This is a genomic window from Spongiactinospora sp. TRM90649 (assembly GCF_029382225.1).
Lineage (GTDB): Bacteria > Actinomycetota > Actinomycetes > Streptosporangiales > Streptosporangiaceae > Spongiactinospora.
The window spans coordinates 83,843-105,530 of record NZ_JARLTC010000030.1 but is presented as its reverse complement, the minus strand read 5'-3'; the positions used below and the strand labels follow the sequence as shown (position 1 = coordinate 105,530).

General features: G+C 72.0%; 20 protein-coding genes. 8 read left to right on the top strand and 12 right to left on the bottom strand.

The features are described 5' to 3' along the window. Positions 1 to 32 precede the first annotated feature (32 nt). On the bottom strand, positions 33 to 926 hold the full coding sequence (locus P3X83_RS30660; protein WP_277308766.1) for a TIGR03620 family F420-dependent LLM class oxidoreductase: 894 nt from the start codon (positions 924 to 926) through the stop codon (positions 33 to 35). Between the two features lie 78 nt (positions 927 to 1,004). Here P3X83_RS30660 and P3X83_RS30655 point away from each other — a divergent pair, with 78 nt between their 5' ends. Then, positions 1,005 to 1,574: a TetR/AcrR family transcriptional regulator gene (locus P3X83_RS30655; RefSeq protein WP_277308765.1), complete on the top strand. Its 570-nt coding sequence runs from the start codon at positions 1,005 to 1,007 to the stop codon at positions 1,572 to 1,574. A gap of 87 nt (positions 1,575 to 1,661) precedes the next feature. Continuing rightward, positions 1,662 to 1,925: a hypothetical protein gene (locus tag P3X83_RS30650; protein WP_277308764.1), complete on the top strand. Its 264-nt coding sequence runs from the start codon at positions 1,662 to 1,664 to the stop codon at positions 1,923 to 1,925. Between the two features lie 9 nt (positions 1,926 to 1,934). On the opposite strand, the gene P3X83_RS30645 is transcribed toward P3X83_RS30650, so the two are convergent. Beyond that, positions 1,935 to 4,148, bottom strand: a complete 2,214-nt coding sequence (locus tag P3X83_RS30645; protein ID WP_277308763.1) for an alpha-galactosidase — start codon at positions 4,146 to 4,148, stop codon at positions 1,935 to 1,937. 93 nt (positions 4,149 to 4,241) lie between these two features. Here P3X83_RS30645 and P3X83_RS30640 point away from each other — a divergent pair, with 93 nt between their 5' ends. Together P3X83_RS30640 and P3X83_RS30635 are read left to right on the top strand one after the other, a co-directional pair. Next, entirely contained in the window at positions 4,242 to 5,063 is an 822-nt protein-coding gene (locus P3X83_RS30640) for a hypothetical protein (RefSeq protein WP_277308762.1), read from the top strand. A gap of 567 nt (positions 5,064 to 5,630) precedes the next feature. Next, positions 5,631 to 5,945, top strand: a complete 315-nt coding sequence (locus P3X83_RS30635; RefSeq protein ID WP_277308761.1) for a hypothetical protein — start codon at positions 5,631 to 5,633, stop codon at positions 5,943 to 5,945. On the opposite strand, the gene P3X83_RS30630 is transcribed toward P3X83_RS30635, so the two are convergent. Continuing rightward, the gene (locus tag P3X83_RS30630) at positions 5,929 to 7,761 is read right to left on the bottom strand and encodes a M14 family zinc carboxypeptidase (protein ID WP_277308760.1); all 1,833 of its coding nucleotides are present in this window, start codon (positions 7,759 to 7,761) and stop codon (positions 5,929 to 5,931) included. The genes P3X83_RS30635 and P3X83_RS30630 overlap by 17 nt on opposite strands. 370 nt (positions 7,762 to 8,131) lie before the next feature. Between P3X83_RS30630 and P3X83_RS30625 the strand changes: the two genes are divergently transcribed. Then, a complete protein-coding gene (locus P3X83_RS30625; RefSeq protein WP_277308758.1) occupies positions 8,132 to 8,443 on the top strand; it encodes a hypothetical protein in 312 nt (103 codons plus the stop codon). A gap of 54 nt (positions 8,444 to 8,497) precedes the next feature. Here P3X83_RS30625 and P3X83_RS30620 read toward each other — a convergent pair whose 3' ends face one another. Genes P3X83_RS30620 through P3X83_RS30610 form a run of 3 tightly spaced genes read right to left on the bottom strand, consistent with a single transcriptional unit; the run spans position 8,498 to position 10,887 of the window. Then, entirely contained in the window at positions 8,498 to 8,959 is a 462-nt protein-coding gene (locus tag P3X83_RS30620; RefSeq protein WP_277308757.1) for a hypothetical protein, read from the bottom strand. Continuing rightward, a complete protein-coding gene (locus P3X83_RS30615; protein ID WP_277308756.1) occupies positions 8,952 to 9,548 on the bottom strand; it encodes a sigma-70 family RNA polymerase sigma factor in 597 nt (198 codons plus the stop codon). The genes P3X83_RS30620 and P3X83_RS30615 overlap by 8 nt, the downstream gene beginning before the upstream one ends. A gap of 52 nt (positions 9,549 to 9,600) precedes the next feature. Continuing rightward, on the bottom strand, positions 9,601 to 10,887 hold the full coding sequence (locus P3X83_RS30610) for a S8/S53 family peptidase (RefSeq protein ID WP_277308755.1): 1,287 nt from the start codon (positions 10,885 to 10,887) through the stop codon (positions 9,601 to 9,603). A 101-nt stretch (positions 10,888 to 10,988) separates the two neighbouring features. Here P3X83_RS30610 and P3X83_RS30605 point away from each other — a divergent pair, with 101 nt between their 5' ends. From P3X83_RS30605 to P3X83_RS30595, 3 genes are all read left to right on the top strand, one after another. After that, positions 10,989 to 13,634, top strand: a complete 2,646-nt coding sequence (locus tag P3X83_RS30605; RefSeq protein ID WP_277308754.1) for a CHAT domain-containing protein — start codon at positions 10,989 to 10,991, stop codon at positions 13,632 to 13,634. A 90-nt stretch (positions 13,635 to 13,724) separates the two neighbouring features. Next, a complete protein-coding gene (locus P3X83_RS30600) occupies positions 13,725 to 14,150 on the top strand; it encodes a hypothetical protein (protein ID WP_277308753.1) in 426 nt (141 codons plus the stop codon). Between the two features lie 288 nt (positions 14,151 to 14,438). Continuing rightward, complete coding sequence (locus P3X83_RS30595; RefSeq protein ID WP_277308752.1) at positions 14,439 to 16,334, top strand: hypothetical protein; 1,896 nt, start codon at positions 14,439 to 14,441, stop codon at positions 16,332 to 16,334. A gap of 101 nt (positions 16,335 to 16,435) precedes the next feature. Here the strand turns inward: P3X83_RS30595 and P3X83_RS30590 are convergent, their stop codons facing one another. From P3X83_RS30590 to P3X83_RS30565, 6 genes are all read right to left on the bottom strand, one after another. Continuing rightward, the gene (locus P3X83_RS30590; protein ID WP_277308751.1) at positions 16,436 to 16,723 is read right to left on the bottom strand and encodes a Dabb family protein; all 288 of its coding nucleotides are present in this window, start codon (positions 16,721 to 16,723) and stop codon (positions 16,436 to 16,438) included. Positions 16,724 to 16,784: 61 nt separating this feature from the next. Beyond that, positions 16,785 to 18,482, bottom strand: coding sequence for a methyltransferase (locus P3X83_RS30585; RefSeq protein ID WP_277308750.1), 1,698 nt, complete (start codon positions 18,480 to 18,482; stop codon positions 16,785 to 16,787). A 37-nt stretch (positions 18,483 to 18,519) separates the two neighbouring features. Continuing rightward, positions 18,520 to 19,239, bottom strand: coding sequence for an HAD family hydrolase (locus P3X83_RS30580; protein ID WP_277308749.1), 720 nt, complete (start codon positions 19,237 to 19,239; stop codon positions 18,520 to 18,522). A 7-nt stretch (positions 19,240 to 19,246) separates the two neighbouring features. Beyond that, the gene (locus P3X83_RS30575) at positions 19,247 to 19,786 is read right to left on the bottom strand and encodes a DJ-1/PfpI family protein (protein WP_277308748.1); all 540 of its coding nucleotides are present in this window, start codon (positions 19,784 to 19,786) and stop codon (positions 19,247 to 19,249) included. A 15-nt stretch (positions 19,787 to 19,801) separates the two neighbouring features. Next, a complete protein-coding gene (locus P3X83_RS30570; RefSeq protein WP_277308747.1) occupies positions 19,802 to 20,476 on the bottom strand; it encodes a cupin domain-containing protein in 675 nt (224 codons plus the stop codon). 298 nt (positions 20,477 to 20,774) lie between these two features. Next, complete coding sequence (locus P3X83_RS30565) at positions 20,775 to 21,686, bottom strand: LysR family transcriptional regulator (RefSeq protein ID WP_277308746.1); 912 nt, start codon at positions 21,684 to 21,686, stop codon at positions 20,775 to 20,777. Positions 21,687 to 21,688 lie beyond the last annotated feature (2 nt).

Sequence of the window (21,688 nt, the reverse complement as noted above, 5' to 3'; positions counted from 1 at the left end):
AGTAATATCGAGGTCAATCGCCGGCCCCCCGCTCACAGCAGCGCGGACGCGAGTTCGCGCAGCTCAGCCAGGGCGAGGGCGGGTTTCGGATCTTCTGTCGCCACGCCCACGCACACGTGGTCCGCCCCGGCCGCGAGCTGCGCCCGCACCCGTTCGGCGACCGTGTCCAGATCGCCGTGCGCGACCATCGCGGCGACCAGCCGGTCGCTGCCGCCGTCGGCGAGGTCGGAGTCGTCGAATCCCAGCAGGTCGCGCACGACGTTCCAGCGCGATGGGACGACCTGGACGTGCGCGATCCACTGGGCGATCATCTGGCGGGCGATGCCCCGCGCGGTCGCGGGATCCTTGTGCAACGCGACGGCCTGGTGGACGGCCAGCAGCGCGTCCGGCCCGACGATCTTCCGCGCGTGCGCGGTGTGCTCCAGCGGGAGCAGGAACGGATGCGCGCCCCAGGTCCGCTCCGCGGAGAGGGCGAGCATCTTCGGGCCCAGCGCCGCGAGCACCCGGCGGGGCGGCGCCGGTGCCGCCGGGGCGGTGAGCGTCGCCGTGTCCATCCGGTCGAGGAAGTCGCGCATGGCCTCGATCGGCGGGCGCCACGTCTTGCCCACGCTCGTGGCGAGGGTCTCCGCGCCCACGCCGAGCCCGAGCAGGAACCGGCCGGGGAACGCCTCGTTCAGCGTGCGCTCGCTCTGGGCGAGAGTGCCTGGTTCGTGCCGGTAGATGTTGGCCACGCCGGGGGCCACCACGATCCGGCGGGTGGCCGACAGCATCAGCGCCGCCTGCGTGGTGGAGTCGCGGCCCCTGCCCTCCCCGAACCAGACCGTGCCGTAGCCGAGGTCCTCGATCTCGGCCACCGCCTCCCGTGCCGTGTGCCACGGCTGCTCGTCGAACGCCCACGTCCACACGCCGATCGAACCCAGTTCCATCTGTCGCTCCCGTTAAGCTGAGGGTGCCTCCGGATGCAAGTTTCGGAGGGTGCCTCCGCTTTTGTCAAGGAGCCGTCCATGAGCTCGTCCCGTCCGATGCGCGCCGACGCCCGCCGCAACTACGAGAAACTGCTGGCCACCGCGCACGAGATGTTCACCGAGCACGGGACCGACGCGTCCCTTGAGGAGATCGCCCGCCGCTGCGGGGTGGGCATCGGCACCCTCTACCGGCACTTCCCGACCCGGGACGACCTGCTGGAGGCGCTGCTTCACGACCGCTTCGAGTCCCTGGCGGCGGAGACGGAGGAACTGCTGCGCGCGCACCCGCCCGGCGAGGCCCTCACCCGCTGGCTGGGCCGTCTCACCGCCCGCGCGTTCATCTACCGGGGCCTGCCCGACTCCGTCATGACCACCATGGCGGACGAGGACTCCCGGCTGTACGCCTCCTGTCACCGGATGCGCGACGCGGCGGCGGGCCTGGTCGTCGCGGCGCAGCGGGCCGGGGCCGTGCGCGCGGAGGTGGATCCCGACGACGTGCTCGCCCTGGCCGGCGGGGTCGCCTGGGTCGGCGAACGCACCGGCGGAGACACGGCGCGCGTGGAGCGCCTCCTCGAACTGGTGATGACCGGCCTCCGGCTGGAGAGGTGACGGAAGTGGCCTCCGGGGCGGCCTTTTGGGCGGTCCTCGGGGCGGGCTGAACGTCTCACGCGCGGCGTCGGTCGGGCATCCCTGGCGATGATCGCGCTGCTGCCGCCGTTCGGGCGGCGGCTCATGGAGGGCCGCCGCCCCTGGGCGGGCGCGACCACGGCCCTGCGGCTGGTGCTGCTCGCCGGAGCCATCATCGGCGCCGCCGGATGGCTGCTCGAGGATCGCGCGCCGGACGTGGATCCGGGGTGGGTGTCGGAGGGGGCCGGGGCGCGGCAGGCGGGCCGGGCTCCGGTCGTGCCGCAGGGGGCGGCCGAATCGGACGCCCCCTCGGCCGACGGCGGGCCGTCCTGACCTCTCGGGTCAGCCCGCACGCCCCCCGATGCCCGCCCTGCGCACCTCGATCAGCATCGCCTGCTGCGGGTCGAGCGTGGGCATCGGCAGGCCCGCCCTGGTCAGGACCGGGCCCGGCACGTCGATCCACCCCGCCAGGGCCGCCGACACCCAGGCAGGGGGGAACCGGTGCCGGGCACTGAACGGCCCGAGGTCGGTGCGGATCCGCACCCGGTAGTCGTGCGACGGCACCAGCCCCGGCAGCGCCACCCGGCCGTGCTGGAGGTCGGGCGAGGTGCCCGTGCGGGCCCAGCAGTACAGCGCGGCGGCGCACCCCGGCGCGAGTACGCCGTGCAGGAACTCCCGCTCGTCCTGCAGGTCGGCGCGCACGACCTCGCCGCTGTGCAGCAGCGGGCGGAACTCCTTGTACATGTTCGCCCACGTGGTCACCTTGGCGAGCTGCTCGGGAGTGAGTTTGCCGAGGTCCTGCTCGATGCCCGCGTGCCCGAACAGCGCGGTGATCAGACGGAAGGTGTCGCTGGTGAACCGGCGCGTGCTCGGCGCGCGCTCCGTGCCGAAGTGCGCGCCGATCAGCTCCAGCGGCAGGAGCTGGCCGGTCCAGCGCTGGATCGCCTGCCGCTCGACCGGGTCGCTGGAGTCCGACGCCCACACCCGGTCGGTGCGGCGCAGCACGCCGAGGTCGATCCGCCCGCCGCCGCTGGCGCACGACTCGATCTCCAGGTTGGGATGCCGGGCGCGCAGCGCGTCCATCAGCCGGTAGGCGGCGAGCGTCTGAGCCCGGACCCCCGGACGGTCGCGGCCCCCCGGCCTGCGCCGCACCGCCTCGTGCAGCTCGCGGTTGTGGTCCCACTTGATGTAGTCGATGCCGTACTCGGTGACCAGCGAGTCCATCCGCCCGAGCAGGTACTCCCACGCGTCGTCGTCGGCGACGTTCAGCACGTACTGGTGCCGGGACGGCGGCCCGAGCCCCTCCGTCGGGGCGAGGATCCACTCCGGGTGGTCGCGCGCCACGTCGGAGTCGAGGTTCACCATCTCTGGCTCGAACCAGAGCCCGAACTGCATGCCCAGCTCGTGTACCCGATCGACGAACGGGGACAGCCCGTTGGGCCAGACCGTCTCGTCCACGAACCAGTCGCCGAGCCCGGCGGTGTCGTCGCGGCGGCCCCGGAACCAGCCGTCGTCCAGCACCACCCGCTCGACGCCCACCTTCGCGGCCAGGTCGGTCAGCTTGAGCAGCCGGTCCAGGTCGTGGTCGAAGTAGACGGCTTCCCAGGTGTTCAGCAGAAGCGGCCGGGGCGAGACGGGGTGGCCGGGGCGGGCCCGCAGCAGGCGGTGGAAGCGGTGGGCCAGGCCGTCCAGCCCGTCGGCTGACCAGGCGAAGTAGCAGGTCGGGGTCTCGTAGAACTCGCCGGGGCCGAGCCGTACCTCGCCGGGGCGCAGCAGCTCGCCGCCGCCGATCGCCCCGCCATGCGCGCCCGCGCCCTCCGGCAGCGCCTCGGCCAGGTAGCGCTGGTCACCGCTCCAGCCGACGTGCAGGCCCCAGACCTCGCCCGCCCGGAACCCGAACCCGGGCACGCCCGCGGCCAGCAGGAACGGCGAGTCGGTCCCCGGCTTGCCCCGGCGGACCTCGCGGACGTGCGCGCCATGCGTGAGCGGACGGCGCTGCGGGGAACGCTCCCTGAGCCACCGGCCGGTGAAGTCGAGCACCTCCGAGGCGCGCCGGGGGAGCGGGAGCTGGGTCGTCACCCCCGTGAGGTCGTAGCGCTCCTCGCCGTGGTGATGCTCCGGATGGCGCGCGGTGAGGCGGGCCCGGACGGCCAGCACCCCGAAGGCGTCCAGCCGGTATGTGAGCTTGATGTCGAGATCGGAGATGTCGTCGTCGAGCATCAGCACCAGCTCGCCGCCCCCGCCGGGCAGGTCGCGCACCTCCGACCTGGCCAGACGCGGCCGGGGGGTGGTGGCGGTGCCGCCCCGGTGCCCCGAATGCCCCGGCGTGCCCGCCCAGCCCTCGAACTCCGTGGGCCAGACCGAGAGCAGCCTGGGCACGTCGATCGAGTTGATCGGCACGGCGGGGCCACCGGTCAGCGCGAGCGTGGCGAGCCCTTCCTCGGAGAGTTCACCGAGATCCTCGCCCCAGTGCAGCACGGTCGGCACCGGAGTGGTCAGGTCCACCGCGAACCCGACCCCGGCCGAGCGCAGATACGCGACACCGTCGCTTGACATCGAGGTTTTCCTCCTTCGGACACGATCTGTGGAATCATCATCGCGCCCGGTCGTGTTGCAGCGCTCGAAGGCGACTCGATCGCCATCGGGGCCGTGCTGGAGCGGCCGCCGGCCGGGGCGGTGAACCAAGGGCGGCCCGCCGTACGTCTGGAGGACATGGTGGTGTTACGAGTGCTCGCGGTGGCGGCGCTGATCTCCGCGCTGCTGGTGACCGGCGCCGGTACGGCGTGCGCCTGCACGTGCGCCGAGGTCCCCCCAGCGGAGGCGGTGCGCTCCTCGTCCTCGGTGTTCACCGCGACGGTCGAGGGCGTGCGCGCGGACGGCCCCGAATTCGTCGGCGCGACCCTCCGGGTAGATCACGTCTACAAGGGCGACCGCGCGGCGAAGATCGAGGTCTTCACCCGCACGAACAGTGCCGCCTGCGGCTACACCTTCGAGCCCGGCGTCCGCTACCTGCTCTTCACCCGCACCGAGAACGGCAGGCTCACCACGATGCTGTGCTCGGGCAACCGCCGCGTCCCCGACGGCACGCGCGCCCTGCGGGCGGGCGACGACACGGACGGCATGGGCCCGCTCAGCCACGAACTCATCGCGGCCCTCGGCGACCCGGGCCCGCCGATCGCCCCCGGCCCGGCGTCCCCGCCCCCGGCGAGCGGCGACCCGGACGACGGCACCGCCCCGCCCGCGACCGGGGCGCCGGAATCCGAGGTCGCCCCGCCTGTGTCCCCTGTGTCCCCTGAGACCCCACGTACTCCGCCGGTCGCCACCCCGGGCCTGTCGCCCCGCGCCCACCAGACCCCGACGCCCCCGGAAGGCGTCCCGGCCACCGTCATCGCCGCCGCGGCGGGCACCGCCCTCGCCGTGGCCGCCCTCCTGGCCCTCCTGAAGGCCCGCCGCTCCCGCCGCCGCCCATAGCCGCGCCCTCTTTTGCCGAGCCCGCATATCTTGTCGGCTTCGATAAACGGAACCAGCGTCAACAATCAAGGCGCTGGGGCGGCTCAACCGCGGCGACGGGGAGATGGGCACGGCTGCCTATCGTCCTCCGCCCGCCGCCTACATCCTGGCGATGCGACCCGGCGGTCCCCCCTTCCTGCACCGCTTCCACCACGGCGGTAGGCCACGGCTGCGCGCGTCGCCCGACGACGCCGACGGCGGCGTCGAGATCTACTACCGCTCGCCGTCCTTCCCCCTGTCGGCCGGTGGGATGTTCCTGAAAGCGGCTACGGGAACGACGAGATCGACATCTTCAAGGAGGCGTGGGAGCAGACCTCCCGCGCTCAGGCGACGACCCTGATCCCGTCCCGTGCCAACACGAGTTTCGCGACCCTGGACGCCCGGGCGGTCAACGTCGGCGTCCACCGTGGGCTCATCGCCGGGGCCAACCTGCGCCCCGCCGAGAAGAAGATCGTCTACGAGCACACGACGGCCGCCGCGCCCGCGCTCGCCTCGCACAACGGGCGGCTGTGGCCGTGGCTCGACCGCGTGCGGGCGCTCGTCGCCATCGCCCAGAAGTTCGACGCGGAGGGCCGGACGAAGGACGCGCAGACCGCGATCACGGACGCGACACGCCTCTACGGTGAGTTCGTCACCCTGAACCCGCTGAACGGGCCGTCCCTCGCCCCCATCGTGATCGCGGCGCTGAGCGGGATGGGGGTCGACTTCAGCGTCTCAGAGGCGGACCTGCGCGCATGGCTCGCCGACCCGGTCTACACGCCCTATCCGGCGATCTCCCAGGGGGACGGCCGCCGCCGTCCTTCGGACGGCGGCGGGGGAGGGGAGGTCAGGGGCGTTGGGTGATGGAGACGTCGTCGATGCCGGCCTCTAGGAGGGAGGCGGTGGAGGCGTCGGCGGCGTCGATGAGGATGCGGACGGATTGGCCCCGGAAGGCGGACAGGTCGGCTGTGGCGACGTTCCAGGAGCCGTCGCGGTTGGAGGCCGCGCCCAGTTGCTGGAACACCTGTGTGGTCGTGTTGCCGACGACTCTCACCCGCAGGTAGTCGCTGCTCGATGAGTTGGAGCCGTGGGCGAGGTACCACGAGAAGGACAGGCCGAGCGTTCCGGTGGAGGGGAGGGCGATCGGGGGTGACTGGATGGAACTGACGCCGCCGTCCAGGTCGTAGTCGCCCGCGCCCGCTCCCGCCAGCCGTCCCGTCACCAGGTCGTTGCTGCCGCTGACCGTGGTGCCGAGTTGTTTGGCGCCGGAGGAGTTGGTGGCCTGCGGGACGCCGCGCTCCCACTGGCCGAGGGTGGCGGTGTCGGTGCCGGACGGGTTGACCGTCCAGCCGGTGGCGCTCTCGAAGTTGTCGGAGTAGACGCTGACCGGCGGGTCGCCGCCGCCCTGGCAGTACTGGGTCTCCTTGCCGATGATCCGGTAGACGCAGTCGCCGTATTCCAGGAAGCGCAGCACGGCCTCCCGGTTGCGGGTGGTCTGCGGGACGATCTGCTCGTCCGGCGGGTAGAAGCCGGGGCTGGCCGATCGGGGATACATCTCGAAGGTGTAGCTGAAGATCTTGTAGACGCCCCACAGCCAGTCGTTGATGGTGCCGTCCGTGATGTAGAGGTCGCTGGACTGCTCCGGCGTGTAGGAGTTGGTCCCGGCCATGCTCTGGCCGAGCGAGGCGTGCGCGTTCCGGTCGTCGAGGGTGAGCCCGGGGCCGGTGTCGTCGTAGGTGTAGCCGTACGGCCAGAGCACCAGTTCGCTGTAGGTGTGCCAGTCGATGTGCGCCTTGATCTGCTGGACGCCGCCGACGACCCGGCTGCGCACCCAGTTGGCGGTGGCCCGGACCTCCGTCGCGGATTCGCCCGCGGATCCCCGGTAGGTCTCGCTGGACGTCGAGCCCGACGACCCGCCGCAGCAGCCCCAGCGGTAGTTCCAGTTGCGGTTCATGTCGGTGCCGACGGCCGACGACCCGGAGTTGGGCTGGCGGTTCTTGCGCCAGGAGCGGTAGCTGCCGCTGGCGATGTCGTATTCGCCGCCGTCCGGGTTGAGGTCGGGGAGGATCCAGATCTCCCGGTTGTTCACCAGGTTGGTGATCCGGGAGTCGGAGCCGTAGTTGTCCGTGAGCAGATTCATGATGTAGAGCGCCATCTCCACCGTGAGGTGCTCACGCGCGTGCTGGTGCGCGGTGAAGAGGATCTCCGGCTCCGTCTCGTCGGTGCCCACGTTGTCGCTGATCTTGACGCCGACGAGCTGACGGCCCTCGTAGGACGTGCCGTAGGTGAACTTGGTCGCCAGCGTCGGGTGTGACGCGACGATCGAGTTGATCTCCGTGTTCATCTCGGCGTAGTTGTGGTAGCCGGAGTCCGACGGGGGGAAGTCAGCGATGCCCACGCCGGACGGGGGTAATGGGCGTGGCGTCTCCGTGACGGTGTAGCCCAGTCTCTTGATCGCCGCGACCTCGGCCGGGGTGGCCGTGATCAGCAGCGTGGTGCCCTTGACCTCCTCGATCGCGGCACCGGTGGCCGCGACCGCGCTGCGCTGTCTCGCGTCGGCCGGTCCTTGCACGTGGTACTGCCGGTTGGGCGGCGGCTCGGAGACGGCCCCGGCACCGGTTCCACCGGTCAGGCAGAGCAGTGCGAGGACGGCCAGCAGGATCCCTGCTCGGTGTCTCACCTCATCCTCCTCATGAGCGCGCGGGTTCGGGTGCTACGCGCGCCTGCACTGAGAGTGAAGAACACGGGTGAACCGAAAAAGGCCCAAATTTCGGCAGTGTGGCGGGCGTATCCGCCCTCGAAGGCGGACCCGATCGGGCGGCCACCGCCGCGCCGTCCGGCCCGCGCCGGATCGGCGAGGTGAACCCTACGGTGATCGGGGCAGGTCGGCGGGGTGCCACGCCCGGCCGCCCGCGACACCCCGGCCACCTGCCGTCCCGCTCCGGCCAGAGGCGCGGACGAGACCCGTAACTCTCATTACGGCCCGCCCGTACCGTGGACCGAAACCAGCGGGCCGCCGGGAGCGCCGGGAGCGGTCCACCTCTCGCGTGATGCGCGAAACGGTTGGTATAACGTCGCCCCGGCCAGGACCTGCTGGTCCAGGCCATGTCGGGGCTCGCCGCCGCCGGTGGCCGGGCCGGGGACCCGCCCACCCCGGCGGGCACCTCGATCGTGGACGCCTCGACGGCGCTCTGCCTGGCCAAGCCAAGCGGCTGATCGACGACGGCGTCCAGCAGGCGCTCGGCGCGGCGCTCACCACCGAGCAGGCGGCGCTGTCACGCCTGTTCGCCACCACCGCCGACGCCGCCGAGGGGATCGAGGCGTTCGCGGCCAAGCACGAGCCGGTCTTCTGCGGCCGGTGAAGTCGGCCGGTGAAGTCGGACGGGGCCCGGGACGGCGTCAGCCGTCCCGGGCCGTCACAACGTGACCCAGCCGGTCGAGACCGAGATGCCCGTCGTGGTACGGCAGTGCAGCCGGAACCGCTCGGCGGGTTTGGCCCGGATGGCGAAGAACCCGATTTCGTCCACCGCCGCCTCGCACACCTGGCCCGCCTCCACGTGCAGGTGGATGCGGCCCGGCTGCGGCGGCACGAGCTGGCCGAGCAGGGTGTCCTCGGTCACCTCGATCTCGATGGTCAGCTCGGGCGACACGAACGTCAGCGCCCGCAGCGCCGCCGAGTCGGCGGCCCTGGTCAGCGCGAGCGTGCGTTCGTCCTGGAACTCCGAGTCGTAGGCCAGCTCGGCCAGCTCGGCGTCGATGTTGTGCCAGGCGAAGGCGGTCTTGGCCGCCTCGACGAAGTCGCGTGGCACGCTGTCCGCGGCGCGCAGCGCCGCGCCGAGCCTGGCCAGCAGCTCTTCGTCGCTCCACTGTTCAGACATGGCGCTCACCTCCGGACGGCTCTGTCTCGGATTCCATCAGAGCGACCAGTGCGGGATGGCTGCGGAGCTTGGCCAGGCATCGTGCCCTGGTGGGTCCGACGCTGCCGATCGGTATCCCCAGGCGCGCGCTGATCTCGTTGTACGGCATCTCCTCAAGGAGGAGCGAGAGCATCCGGCGGCACGGCGGGGACAGTGCCGTGAACGCGGTGCGGAGTACGGCGTTGCGTTCCGCCGCCTCCACCTCGTCCTCGATCAGGATCGACCGGTCGTCCGCGGTCATCTCGAAATCCAGTGGATCCTCGACTGTCTCGTGCTGGCGTCCTGCCCGCAGGACCCGAGAACATTCCCGTTTCGTGGTGGTGGCGAGCCAGGACCCCATCTTGCCGGGATCATGGAGTTCGCCCAGGTGCTCGACCGCCGCCATCCAGACCTGCTGGGCGACGTCGTCGACGTCGCGCCGGTCGAGCCGGTACTGGCGGCAGATCGACCAGACCATCGGCGCGTATCGCTCGACCAGGTCGTTCCAAGCGCCCTGGTCGCCCGTGCTCGCCCGTTTGACCAGGGCGGAGACCGCCGGATCCGCCGGCATGACACGCCTCCCTCGCTCGATCCGCCGTTCGCCGCCGTGCGTCGCAAGTGGCTCAGCCGCCGGCCAGGTACAGGCGTGCCGCCTCCTTGGCGCTCACGCCACGGCGCTGGGCGATGCCGGCGATGGCCCCGCCCACGTGGGCGGTGGCGAAGGAGGTGCCGTCCCACTCGGCGTATCCGAGGCCGAAGTCGGTGATCTCTCCGGTCCGCTCGACGGTGCCCGAATCGTAGTTCATCCGAACCATCTCCACATCCCCCGGAAGGAACAGACCGCGGCGGTTGGTCCCCGGGGCCATGCAGTCGGTCCAGGGGGCCTCCTCCATACTGGGGGAGAAGAACGCCCGGCCGCCCTCCTCGTTGAGCGCGCCGACGCCGATCACGCTGGGGCTGGCCGACGGCCACATCGGCACGGTCGGCTCCAGCGGCGACCGGTTGGCCTCATCGCCCACGAACGCGCCGCTCCACCAGTCGTCCGGGCGGCCGTGGTTGCCGATCGCGGCCACCTTCACCAGGGCGGGGGTGCGCTCGCAGGCGCGGGCCAGGACCAGCGGCTCCTCGCCGTCGGCGGTGGGGCCGCCGAGGGCCATCACCAGGATGTCCAGCTCGTCGTTCTGGGCCTCGACCATCTCCTTGGCCAGCGCCCAGGAGGTGGTGGTGAGCGTCGCGGGGTCGAGCACCGGCCGGACCACCAGCTCGGCGTCGGGCGCCTGCTCGGCGGCCAGCGAGCAGACCAGCAGGCAGTGCCCGCCGAAGGACACCCAGTCGGGGGTGCGCGCCAGCAGCCCGTCGTGGGCGGCCAGGTAGCGCCCCGCGAGGTCCTGGTGGGCGAACAGCGGGGTGTCGATCACCCCGATCCGGATCGGCGTCCGGTCGGACTCCGCGCGCCTGGGCAGCGCGAAGGTCTCCCCGGCCTTCAGCGCCCTGGGGTTGCCGGTGTTGCCCCCGCTGTACGGCGAGCCCTCCGGGTTCTCGTAGAAGCGCTCCTTGGCGAGCGTCGGCCGCCACCCTGAATGAGACGCGGCGTACTTGCGCCGGATATAGAACAGCAGCATGTCGAGGGGGGTCAGGTCGTCGTCCGCGGAGTAGGTGCCCTCGCCCTCGCGCCTGGCCAGGCCGACCAGCTCGGTGCGGTTGGCCAGGCCCTCCATCGCCGCTTCGAGCCCGTGCAGCTCGCGCATCGCGAGGCCCAGCGGCTCGCTCTCGTCACGGCTCACCGTGGCGATGTGAAGGTCGGTCAACTCCTTTTCCAGCAGGCTCTCGTCTTTGAGGTCGACGACCACACGGGCGCCGTGGAACGCCTCGGTGTCGCGGCGCACTATCCCGTTGAGCTGGGTGGCCATGCCTATGCCCTTCCTGTGACGCAACCGTCGTCGTGTTACAGAGACGGGTTGTCGCCCGGTTGATACATCACACGCAAAAAATCTTGCGAAAGACTGCGGGGGTGGACACGAGCCCCTCCGACGTCGCCGCCGAGTTGCTGCGGCTCGCCGAGGCCGACCCGGCCAGGCTGACGATTATGGCAACACAGATCGCCGACCGGGCACGGGCCCGCGGCGATTTCGTCCTGGCCTCCGTGGCCGCTCGGGCGCTCGGCGTGGCCGCCGTGCACCTGGAGGACCTCGGGGTGGCGGCGCGGCACCTACGGTCGGCGATCAGGCTGGCGGAGCGCGCCGGATCGGCCGACCTCGCCGCCGAGGCGCGGATCCGGCTGGCCTTCGTGTGGTGCGTGCGCGGGCGCATCCCGCAGGCCATGCGCGAGATCGACGAGGCGCTGCCCGACCTGCACGGGGTGGGGCGGGCGCGGGCCGAGGCGCAGCGCGGGGTGATCTTCAACCACCTCAAGCGCCCGGAGGAGGCCCTCGCCAGCTACCGCCTGGCGGTGCCCGCGCTGCGCCGCGCCGGGGACCGCCTGTGGTTGCAGCGGGTGCTGTCCAACCGGGGCGTGGTGCACGGCTACCGCCAGGAGTTCACCGCCGCCGAGACCGACCTGCGCGAGGCCGAGATGCTGTGCGAGCAGCTCGGCCTGGGGCTCTCCCTGGCGATCGTGCAGCTCAACCTGGGGTGGGTCAGCGCCACGCGCGGGGAGGTCCCGGCCGCGCTGCGCTACCTGGACCTGGCCGAGCGGCGCTTTCGCGAACTCGACACCCACCAGGTCTGCTGGACTCTGGTCGACCGCAGCGAGCTGCTGCTGTCGGTCGGGCTGACCGCCGAGGCCAGGGAGGCCGCGGAGGAGGCCGTGTCGGAGTTCGAGCGCAGGCGGCGCGGGATCGGGCAGCCCGAGGCCAGGCTGCTGCTGGCCAGGGTCGCCTACCTGGAGGGCGACCACGCCAGCTCGGTCCGTGAGGCGCGCACGGCGGCCAGCGGGTTCGGCAGGCAGCGCCGTCCGCAGTGGGCGGCGATGGCCAGGTTCGTCACGCTGCGCTCGCGGGTGGCCGGGGGAGAGGCGGTCACCGTCCAGCGGATGGAGCGGTGCGCCGCCGACCTGGCCGCCGCCGGATGGCCGGGCTCGGCGGTGGAGGCGCGGATGATGGCCGGGCAGCTCGCGCTGGGCCGGGGATGGACCGAGCGCGGGCGTCGCGAGCTGGAGCGCGCCGGGCAGGAGCGCAACCGGGGGCCCGCCGTACCGAGGGTGCGGGCCTGGCACGCCGAGGCGCTGCTGCGCCTGTCGCGCGGCAACCACCGGGGCGCGGCCGTCGCCATCGGCACGGCGCTGCGCATCCACGACGAGCACCGGGCGACCCTCGGCGCCACCGACCTGCGCGCGCACGCGTCCAGGTACCGCGTGGAGGTCGCCGACCTCGGGCTGCGGATGGCCTTCGACAGCGGTGACGCCGCCCGGGTGCTGACCTGGGCGGAACGCGGCCGGGCCAGGCACCTGCTGACCAAGCCGCCCCGGCCGCCGGACGACCCCTACCTGGCCGAGTCGCTGACCCAGCTTCGCGCGGTGTCCGGCGAGATCCACGAGCGCCGCGCCGCCGGGGTCGCACCCGGCCGCCTGGTGCACCGGCAGGTCACCCTGGAACGGGAGATCCGCGACTACTGCCGCAGGCTGGGCGGGCGCTCGGCGGAGGCGGCCACGGCGGTGTCGGCGAGCGAGGTTGCCGACGTGCTGGCGGGGCGGGCGCTGGTGGAGTTCGTGCACCTGGACGACATGCTGCACGCCGTCACTGTGACCGGCGAGCGGGTGCGGCTGCGGCGGCTCGGGCCGCTCGCGCCGATCAGGTCGCTCGTGGACCGGGTGCCGTTCGCGCTGCGGCGGCTGGCCAGCCACCACGCGGTGCCCGGCAGCCGGGCCGCCGCGGCGGCGATGCTGCGCGACGCCGCCGCCCGCCTCGACGACGCGCTGCTCCGCCCGCTGGCCGCCGACCTCGGCGACCGTCCGCTGGTGCTGATCCCCAGCGGGCCGCTGCAGGCGCTGCCATGGTCGACCCTGCCCTCGTGCTCGGGGCGCACGGTGAGCCTGGCGCCGTCGGCGACGCTGTGGCACGCGGCGGGCCGCGCCCCCGCGTCGGAGGGGCCGATCGTGGCCGCGTCCGGCCCCGGGCTGCCCGGCGCGCGTACCGAGGCCGAGGGGGTGGCCTCCATCCACTCGGTGCCCGCCATGGTGGACGGCGCGGCGACCACCGAGGCCGTCATCGGCGCGCTGGACGGCGCCCGCCTGGCGCACCTGGCCGCGCACGGCCGCCTGCACGCGGCCAACCCGCTGTTCTCCTCGCTGCGCCTGGCCGACGGGCCGCTGACCATCTACGACCTGGAACAGCTGAACAGCGCCCCGCAGATGGTCGTCCTGGCCGCCTGCGACAGCGGGCGGTTCGTGGTCCGCGCGGGCGACGAACTGCTCGGGCTCAGCGCGACCTTCATGGCGCTCGGTTCGCGCGCCATCATCGCCCCGGTGCTGTCGATCCTGGACACCGAGACGACCACGCTGATGATCGCCCTGCACAAGCTGCTCGCCGCGGGCCACTCCGCCGCCGCGGCCCTGGCCCAGGCACAGCGGCAGATCGCCGGGGAGGACTTCGAAGCGTCGGCGGTGGCCGCCGGTTTTGTGTGTATGGGAGCGGATTTCGCGCTGACCCCGCCCGGTTGACGGGCGGTCAATCGGAAACACGATGTATCAGATCCGCCGATCGGCCCTCTGTTGAGGTGTGGAAGCACGGTTCCACACGGGAGGGACGACATGAATCCCAAGAACGCGCGGATCGCCAGGATCTACACCACGCAGAAGGGCGGCAGGGTCGCCGACACCACTCCCAACGCCCCGGACGTCGCCGGGGAGATGCCCGGCACGAGCTTCGACCTCGTCGTGGAGATCGAGGCCGGGCCGGAGACCATGACCAAGGCGCCGTACACGCTCGCGGTGTCCGCGATCGACGACAGCACCGGGGGCGGGGCCTCGACGCTGGAACCCGACATCCCACCGCAGAGCTTCAGCACGCCGCCGTTCCGCTGCGTGGGGCCCGACTTCGTGCTGGTGCAGAACTTCAACATCCCGGTGCCCGCCACGGGGGTGCGCGGCCACCTGTTCCACTACACCGCCGTCCTGCACAACGCGAACTTCCAGATCGTCTCGATGCAGAGCAGCGAGCGATTCCTGCTGGTCTGAGCCGCGACACGGGGGCGTTCGCGGACGGCCCGGCGGTCATCGTCCGCCGGGGAGATCGGCACGACCAACACCACGACGTCGGCCACCGCTCGCGCGTGCGGGCCGGGCGGTTACCGAACAGGGGCCGGTATCCGCGGCGCCGTCGTCGTAAGGGGGCCCGAGTTCGAGAGAACCAAGCGGGCCGGGCGCGCGTCTCCTCGCGCCCGGCCCTCCCGGACGGTCCTCGCGGCCACGGGGACCGTCCACTCTCGGGAAAGCCGCCCCTTCCAGGGCAGAGAGCATGTGATCATGGCAAAAGAGGCTGTCGCGTCGCTTCCGGTGTACTCCCTCACGGCAGGCGAGCGCGCGCTGTTCATCGAGGGCGACCTGCGGGCCGGGCGGCTCTGGTTCGACACCGCTTACCGCGACGCCGAGCGCAGGAACGACGCGCCCACGATGGCGCGCGCCGCGCTCGGCCTCGGCGGGCTCTGGGTCCACGAGCACCGCAGCGCGGCCGAGGCGGCGCTGCTGCGGGAGCGCCAGCGGCACGCGCTGAAACTGGCCGACCCCACCGGCGCGCTCGCGCTGCGGCTGCGCGCCCGGATCGGCGCCGAAGAGGACTACGGCGCCGGCCGGCACGACACGATCTTCGACGTACTGGCCCAGGCCAGGCGCAAGGGCGACCCGATCGCGCTGGTCGAGGCGCTGAGCCTGGCCCACCACTGCGTGCTCGGCCCCGAGCACGGCGAGGCGCGGATGGCGCTGGCCCACGAACTGATGGGCCGGGTCGCGGCGACCGGACGGCCCGGCGACCTGCTGATGGCCCTGATGTGGCGCACCGTGGACCTCTTCCTCGCCGGTGACCCGCACGCCGAGCGGTCGCTCGCCGAACTGCGTGAACGGCTCTCCCACCGCGCGCACCTGGCGGTCGGCTTCGTGGTCAGCGCCATGGAGGTGATGCTGTGCGTCCGCGCCGGACGGCTCGCCGAGGCCGAGACGCTCGCCGCCGTCTGCGCACGGCGCGGCGCCGCCGCCGGTGACGTCGACTCCACCGGCTGGTACGGCGGGCAGCTCGCCGCGATCCGCTGGTACCAGGGCCGGATCGCCGAACTGGTGCCGGCGCTGTCCGGGCTGGTCCACTCCCCGGAGCTGAGCGCGGTGGACAACTCCTACACCGCCGTGCTGGCCGTGGCCGCCGCCGAGGCGGGCGACCGGCGGCTCGCCGTCGGCATGCTGGCCCGCCTGCGCGGGCGCGACCTGGCCGACCTTCCCCGGTCGAGCAGTTGGCTGACCTCGATGCACGCCGCCGTGGAGGCGGCCCACCTGCTCGGCGACACCGAGACCGCGGCCCGCGCCTACGAGCTGCTGCTGCCGTTCGGCGGGCTGCCGGTGATCGCCAGCCTCGGCGTCGCGTGCCTCGGGTCGGCCTGGCACGCGCTGGGCGTCGCGTCGATGACGACGGGCGACCTCGACCGGGCGGTCGAACACCTGCGGGCGGCGGTCCGCGACAACCTGGCGCTGGGGCACTGGCCGGCGGCCGTGCTGTCGCGCTGGCGCCTGGGGCAGGCGCTGGCGCTCCGGCACGGCCCGAGAGACGCGCGGGCCGTACGCGAGACGGCGCAGGCGGCCAAGGAGGCGGCGGAGCTCGGCATGGCCCTGCCGGTCGAGCCGGAGCGCCCGCCGTCCGCGTCGTGCGTGCGCCGGGGGCGGCAGTGGCAGGTGGAGCTGGGCGCGCGGAGCGTGCTGGTCGACCACTGCGTGGGGATGGAGCACCTGGCGGTCCTGATCGCCAACCCGGGGCGCGAGGTCCGCGCGGCCGACCTGGCGGCGGGGCCGCTGCCGTCCGGCGCCCCGGCGGGCGAGCTGTCGGCGCAACCTGTGCTCGATGACGAGGCCCTGCGGGCGTACCGGAGCAGGCTCATGCGCCTGGAGGCGGAGATCGCCGACCTGGAGGCGTGCGGCGAGCCCGAGCGGGCCGAGGCGACGCGCGGCGAACGCGACTGGCTGGTCGGCGAGCTGTCCGCCGCCGCGGGCCTCGGCGGACGCACCCGCCGCTTCACCGGCGGCGACGAACGCGCCCGCATCGCCGTGGGCAAGGCCATCCGCCGCGCCCTCACCCGCATCACCACCGCCGACCCCGCGATCGGCGGCGAACTCCGCGCCACCATCCATACCGGCCTCCGTTGCACCTACCGCCCCCGCTGACCGCGAAGAAGAGGACGGCCGCCCGGGCGGGGCGGGGGGCCCGGGCGGCCGTCCGGCGGCGGTGCCGTGTCCTGGTGGGGGACGGCCGCCGCCGGTCTGGGTCAGAACTCGTACTGGATCGCGGTACGGCCCGCGATGATGGGCCGGATGTGGTCCGCGACCACCTTCTGGTGGGCGGGGTGCTCGACGTAGACGGCCCAGTCCGACTTGGTGGCGAAGTCGGCGAGCACTCCGAAGTCGGCGTTGCCCGAGGTGGTGTCCGCGCCGAACTCCAGGCGGCGGATCTCGGGGATCAGCGCGGGGAGCTTGGCCAGTTCGGCCGCGACCGCCGCGCGCTGTTCCTCGGTGGCGCTCTCGGTCCAGGTGAACAGGATGATTCTGCGGAACATCACGAGTCCCTTCGGCTTGTCAGGGGGTCAGGGGGGTCAGGGGTGGACGGCGCCGCCGCGGTCAGCGGGCGACGGCCTCGATGACGGCCACCGGCGCGCCGGTGCGGACGACGCGGGTCAGGCGCAGCCCCGCCTCCTCCAGCAGGCGGCTCAGCTCGGCCTCGGTGCGCTCGCGGCCGGTCAGCAGCATCATCATGATCAGGTCGTGGATCTTGGACGCGTCCGGCGTGTTGCCGGGCGGGATGACCGGGTCGATGACCAGCACCCGCCCGCCGGGCGCCATCGCCTCGCGGCAGTTGCGGAGGATCCGCACGCACTCCTCGTCGGACCAGTTGTGCAGGATCCGCTTGAGCGCGTAGACGTCGCCCCCGCCCGGGACCTCGGTGAAGAAGTCGCCCGCCACGGTCTCCCAGCGGGAGTCGTCGCCGACCTCTCCCAGCCGGTTGCCGTCGAGCACGTGCCGCTCGTCGAACAGCACCCCCCGCAGGCCCGGACGGGCGAGCAGGGCCTGCACCAGCAGGCCGCCGGTGCCGCCGCCGACGTCCACGACCACGCCCTCCTGCGGCCAGTCGCAGCTGCCCACGGCGAGCTGGTCCACGGCGGCCGAGAAGCTCGCCATGCCCTTGTGGAAGACGCCGTCCACCGACTGCTCGCCCTTGATGTGCTCGTAGTACGGCAGGCCGAACAGCCGGTCGAACACCGGTCCGCCCTCGCGCAGCGCGGTGACCAGCTCGCCCGCCGACCGCCAGTGGGTGTGCGCCGAGGTCATCAGGATCGCGTCCCTGACCGACACCGGGTTGTCGGTGCGCAGCGCGTCGCCCTGCGGGGTCAGGTAGAACCGGCCGCCGTCCTCCTCGCGGACGATCTGGCGGGTGGCCAGCAGGCGCAGCATCCGGTAGAGGAAGTCGGCGTCGGTGCCGGTCGCCTCCGCCAGCTCGGCGGCGGTGCGGGGGCCGTCGGCCAGGTGGTCGGCCACGCCTATCTGCGCCGCCGCCCGCAGCGAGGCGGCGTACAGGTAGCCCACGGACTCGTCGAGCAGGTAGATGGCGGACGCCTGGGCGGCGGACATGCGCGGCGCCTCGCCGGAGCCGTCGGCCAGGCGCAGCTCCTCGACCACCAGCTCGGCGACGCGGACGGCCGAGGCCGGGTTCTGGCCGGTGACCAGACGCCGGTCGGCGACGGCGTGCGCGCTGAAGTTCGCCGCCTTGGTGAACCGGGCGCCGCGCTCGATCAGCTTGCTCTCCAGGGCGAAGGGCACCTTGTCGATCAGGCCGACGGCGGTCTCCTCCTCGTTGGTGAAGGCGCTGACCAGCTTGCCGTCCACGAGGTGGGAGCCGTCGCCGAGCCGTACGTTGACCAGACCGGCCGGTCCGTGGCAGACGCCCGCCACCACGCCGCCGTTCTCGTAGATGGCGGCGGCGAAGCGCGCCAGCTCCTTGGAGTCGGGGAAGTCCCACATCGTCCCGTGCCCGCCGACGAACAGGATGGCCTGGTAGTCGTCGGCGTTGAGCTGGTCGGTGGTGGGGGTGGCGGCGAGACGCGCGCCGTGCTCGGCGAGGAAGGCGGCGGTCGCCTCGTCGCCCGGCTTGACGCCGTCGCGCGGCGGCTCGCCCCCCTGGACGGAGACGAAGTCCACGTCGAACCCGGCCTCGGTGAACACCCGATAGGGGTGCGCCGCCTCCGGCACGTAGAAGCCGGTGGCCCGGCCGGTGTCGCCTAACTCGCCGTGGCTGGTCAGGGCGAGGAGAACTCTGGGCATGGGAGTACCTTTCTGGTGTCTCGGTGGTCCGGTCCGCTCAGAGGTCGAGCCCGGCCGGTACGGCCGGCAGCCGGGCGACGCCCAGCCGGTCGGCGTTCGCCATGTCCTCAGGCGTGTGGTAGCCCCACTCCGCCCACATGGCGCGGACGCCCACCGCGGCGACCCCGCGGACGTTCGCCAGGTTGTCGTCGATGAAGGTCGTGTCGGCGGGGGAGATGCCGTGGCGGCGGCACAGGTCGCGGACCGCGATGGCCTTCTGCCCGCATTCGCCGATGACCTCGGCCACGGTGCCGTCCAGCCCGTGCCGGCGCAGGATGTCCCACACCGACCGCTCGTCCTTGGCCGTCACGATCATGGTCTTGCCCGCCTGCCCGAGGAGCAGCGGTGCGATGCCCGGGTAGAGGGTGTGCAGGCCGAGCCAGAAGTCCGGCTCCTCGGTGCGGAGCCTGCCGCGGGCGGCCGAGGCCGCCCGCGTGAAGTCGCTCACGTAGCCGGCCGGGAGGGTGCGGAAGATCCGGTCGAAGTCCTTCCGCCCCCTGACCCAGTCCGCGTACGGCAGGTGCGCAACGACGAAGTGGTCGAGCACCCGGGAGTAGTCGCGCACCTTGCGGAATCGGCGCACGAACGACGCCGGCACCCGCCGCAGCACTCCGGCGCCCGAGTTCCACCGGGCGACGCCCTCCGCGCCCAGCCAGGTGACCAGCGCGCACTCGGCGAGCGCGTCGCAGACCACCCCGTCGAAGTCGACTACCAGCACGGGATTCTCACGCCGCCAGCTTCTCGACGGTCGAGAAGACGGCCCGCATGAAGGCCCCCACGTAGGCGTAGTAGGAGCAGGTGATGATGTTCCCGTCCACGATGACGTCGCTGTCCACCACGTCCGCGCCGGCGTTGATGACGTCGTCGCGCAGCCCGATGTAGGCGCAGGCCCGCCGGCCCTTGAGCACCCCCGCGCTGACCATGATCCAGGGACCGTGGCACAGGCCCGCGACGACCTTGCCCGCCGCGTCCATGCCGCGCAGGAAGTTCAGCACGTTGGCGTCCTGCCGGACCCGGTCGGGGGCCTCGTGGCCGCCGGTGAGGATCACGGCGTCGTAGTGGGAGACATCCAGGTCGTCGAAGGAGACAAGTGGCTTGGCGGTCTTGTCCATGGGGAGCGGCACGCCGTACTTGCCGATGACCCCTTCGCCCCCCTTGGTGGCGACGTCGACGTGCCACCCCTCCTCGATGAGCCGGTAGTAGGTGTAGACCACGTCGTGGTCCTGGAACCCCGGGCCGGTGATGATGACGGCGCTGTGGGACATGACGATCCTTTCGCTTCAGTGCTTGCGCGTGACGGAGAGGTAGAACTTGTCCACCTGGGGCCTGCGGTCGTCCTCCGGGAGGCTCGTCAGGATCTCCACGTGCGAGTGGACGACCCCGGAGAGGCAGAGCGGGATATAGAACACGTCCGCAGGTCGGCGGCGGTAGAAGATATCCGTGCCTGTCCGGATATCGAAGAGAAACCGGCCGTCGGGGGTTCCCCCGCGCATTCGCGCGTGCGGCAGGTAGGGCACCCGCCGCATCGGATGTTCGGGCTCCTGAAGTGAGACGGATTCATACGATGTGCCGGCACGGTTGTAGTCGTCGCTCAACCGGATCAGGTCGAACTTGTTCCTCGGCGCCTCCACCTCGATGAGCTCAAGCGGTTCGTCCCCCGTGTTCCTCGTCGAGTGGAACGCTCCCGGCGCGATCCGCAGGATCGTGCCGGCCTCGACCTTGACATCGCCGCTGAGCGTGGACGTGACGCCCTGCCCGGCAAGGCAGAGCAGGTACGTCAGCTTTCTCGGATGTACGTGCATGGACGTCCCGTGCGGGGCGTTGACATGCAGGGCCCAGAAATCGAAGAAGTCGTCGACGTAGGCCCGGTACTCGTATCCCCACGGTTTCGGTATTACCTCGTTGAGATGCGAGTCTTCGTCGAACTGCTCATTGAACGGCCGGATCCCGTTCATGACCAGTCTGTTCAATTCTTTCATATCGGCTGGCCCGGCATCGATGCGGATCGGGTGAGAACCACCCGTCCTGGCCGGTGAGGATATTCCCCCGTCGGCCGATAGAACCGACATGCAAACCCCCTGTGGTCGACCGCTTGTGCGGGTTCGATCAGATTCGACGCGGCCGAGAGACAATAAACCGGACTTATCATCCGGCTATCAAATAAGTATCCGTGGGGGCTGACATAGGTTTTCGTATGCCCTGGGGAAAGCAAATCTTGGGATAAAACGGACGCAGTGCCAACAAGCGGGACGCTCACCCCACTGAGGCGCTCCAGAGCTGCGCCTTCATCAGCAGGTGCGAATGGACGGTGGAAAGCACCACGTTCGAAGTGGCCCCCGAGCGAGTGGCCAGAAACAGCGTGTTGAGCGGTGGCATGTCCGGCTCGTGCAGCGCCCTGATCTCACCCCGGTCCAGTTCGTCCGTGCACAGGTACGAGGGCACCACCGAGATGCCGCCGCCGGCCTTGACCGTGGCCAGTACGGCGCGCAGGTCGGGCACCACCACCTGGGCGTCGAACGCGGGGCGCTCGGAGAAGACGGTCTGCCAGTAACGCCGCACGATGGGCAGGTTGTCGGCGTAGGCGATGATCGGGATTCCCTTGAGCGCCGCGGGCCCCCCGCTCGCGATGCGCTCCGGCGGCACCTTGGCCGCCTGGTCCGCCGACCCCACGAGGAAGAACTCCTCGTCCATCAGCGGTGTGGAGACGATGCCGTGCCGCTTGGGACGAGCGGTGGCGATCACCAGGTCGTGCAGGCCGGCGGACAGTTCGTCCAGCAGCTCGTCGGTCAGTCCGAAGCTCACGCGTAATCGGAGCCCGTCGTGGATCAGGTCGGCCAGCGCCGGCAGCAGCCTCGTCGAGATCATCTCCGCCGGGCCGGCCACCGACAGCGTCCGCTCGCTCAGGTCCAGCGGATCCTGCCTGCGCAGCACCGCCGCCTCCAGCGCGTCGATGTGCACACCCGTCTCCTTGGCCAGCTCCTCGGCCGCCTCGGTCGGGACCGCTCCACGCGGAGTCCGCAGGAACAGCAACTGGCCGATCTCCTTTTCCAGGTTCCGGATCTGGCAGGTCACGGCGGGCTGCGAGATCGACAGCAGCCCGGCCGCCTTCGTGAACGATCCGGTTCGATACACCGCGAGAAACGACCGGAGCAATGTCAGGTCCACGG

Excerpts from the sequence above, each read along its gene's own strand:
- P3X83_RS30660 (WP_277308766.1), bottom strand. The coding sequence starts at position 926 with ATGGAACTGGGTTCGATCGGCGTGTGGACGTGGGCGTTCGACGAGCAG.
- P3X83_RS30655 (WP_277308765.1), top strand. The coding sequence starts at position 1,005 with ATGAGCTCGTCCCGTCCGATGCGCGCCGACGCCCGCCGCAACTACGAG.
- P3X83_RS30650 (WP_277308764.1), top strand. The coding sequence starts at position 1,662 with ATGATCGCGCTGCTGCCGCCGTTCGGGCGGCGGCTCATGGAGGGCCGC.
- P3X83_RS30645 (WP_277308763.1), bottom strand. The coding sequence starts at position 4,148 with ATGTCAAGCGACGGTGTCGCGTATCTGCGCTCGGCCGGGGTCGGGTTC.
- P3X83_RS30625 (WP_277308758.1), top strand. The coding sequence starts at position 8,132 with ATGCGCGAAACGGTTGGTATAACGTCGCCCCGGCCAGGACCTGCTGGT.
- P3X83_RS30620 (WP_277308757.1), bottom strand. The coding sequence starts at position 8,959 with ATGTCTGAACAGTGGAGCGACGAAGAGCTGCTGGCCAGGCTCGGCGCG.
- P3X83_RS30615 (WP_277308756.1), bottom strand. The coding sequence starts at position 9,548 with ATGCCGGCGGATCCGGCGGTCTCCGCCCTGGTCAAACGGGCGAGCACG.
- P3X83_RS30610 (WP_277308755.1), bottom strand. The coding sequence starts at position 10,887 with ATGGCCACCCAGCTCAACGGGATAGTGCGCCGCGACACCGAGGCGTTC.
- P3X83_RS30600 (WP_277308753.1), top strand. The coding sequence starts at position 13,725 with ATGAATCCCAAGAACGCGCGGATCGCCAGGATCTACACCACGCAGAAG.
- P3X83_RS30595 (WP_277308752.1), top strand. The coding sequence starts at position 14,439 with ATGGCAAAAGAGGCTGTCGCGTCGCTTCCGGTGTACTCCCTCACGGCA.
- P3X83_RS30590 (WP_277308751.1), bottom strand. The coding sequence starts at position 16,723 with ATGTTCCGCAGAATCATCCTGTTCACCTGGACCGAGAGCGCCACCGAG.
- P3X83_RS30585 (WP_277308750.1), bottom strand. The coding sequence starts at position 18,482 with ATGCCCAGAGTTCTCCTCGCCCTGACCAGCCACGGCGAGTTAGGCGAC.
- P3X83_RS30575 (WP_277308748.1), bottom strand. The coding sequence starts at position 19,786 with ATGTCCCACAGCGCCGTCATCATCACCGGCCCGGGGTTCCAGGACCAC.
- P3X83_RS30570 (WP_277308747.1), bottom strand. The coding sequence starts at position 20,476 with ATGAACGGGATCCGGCCGTTCAATGAGCAGTTCGACGAAGACTCGCAT.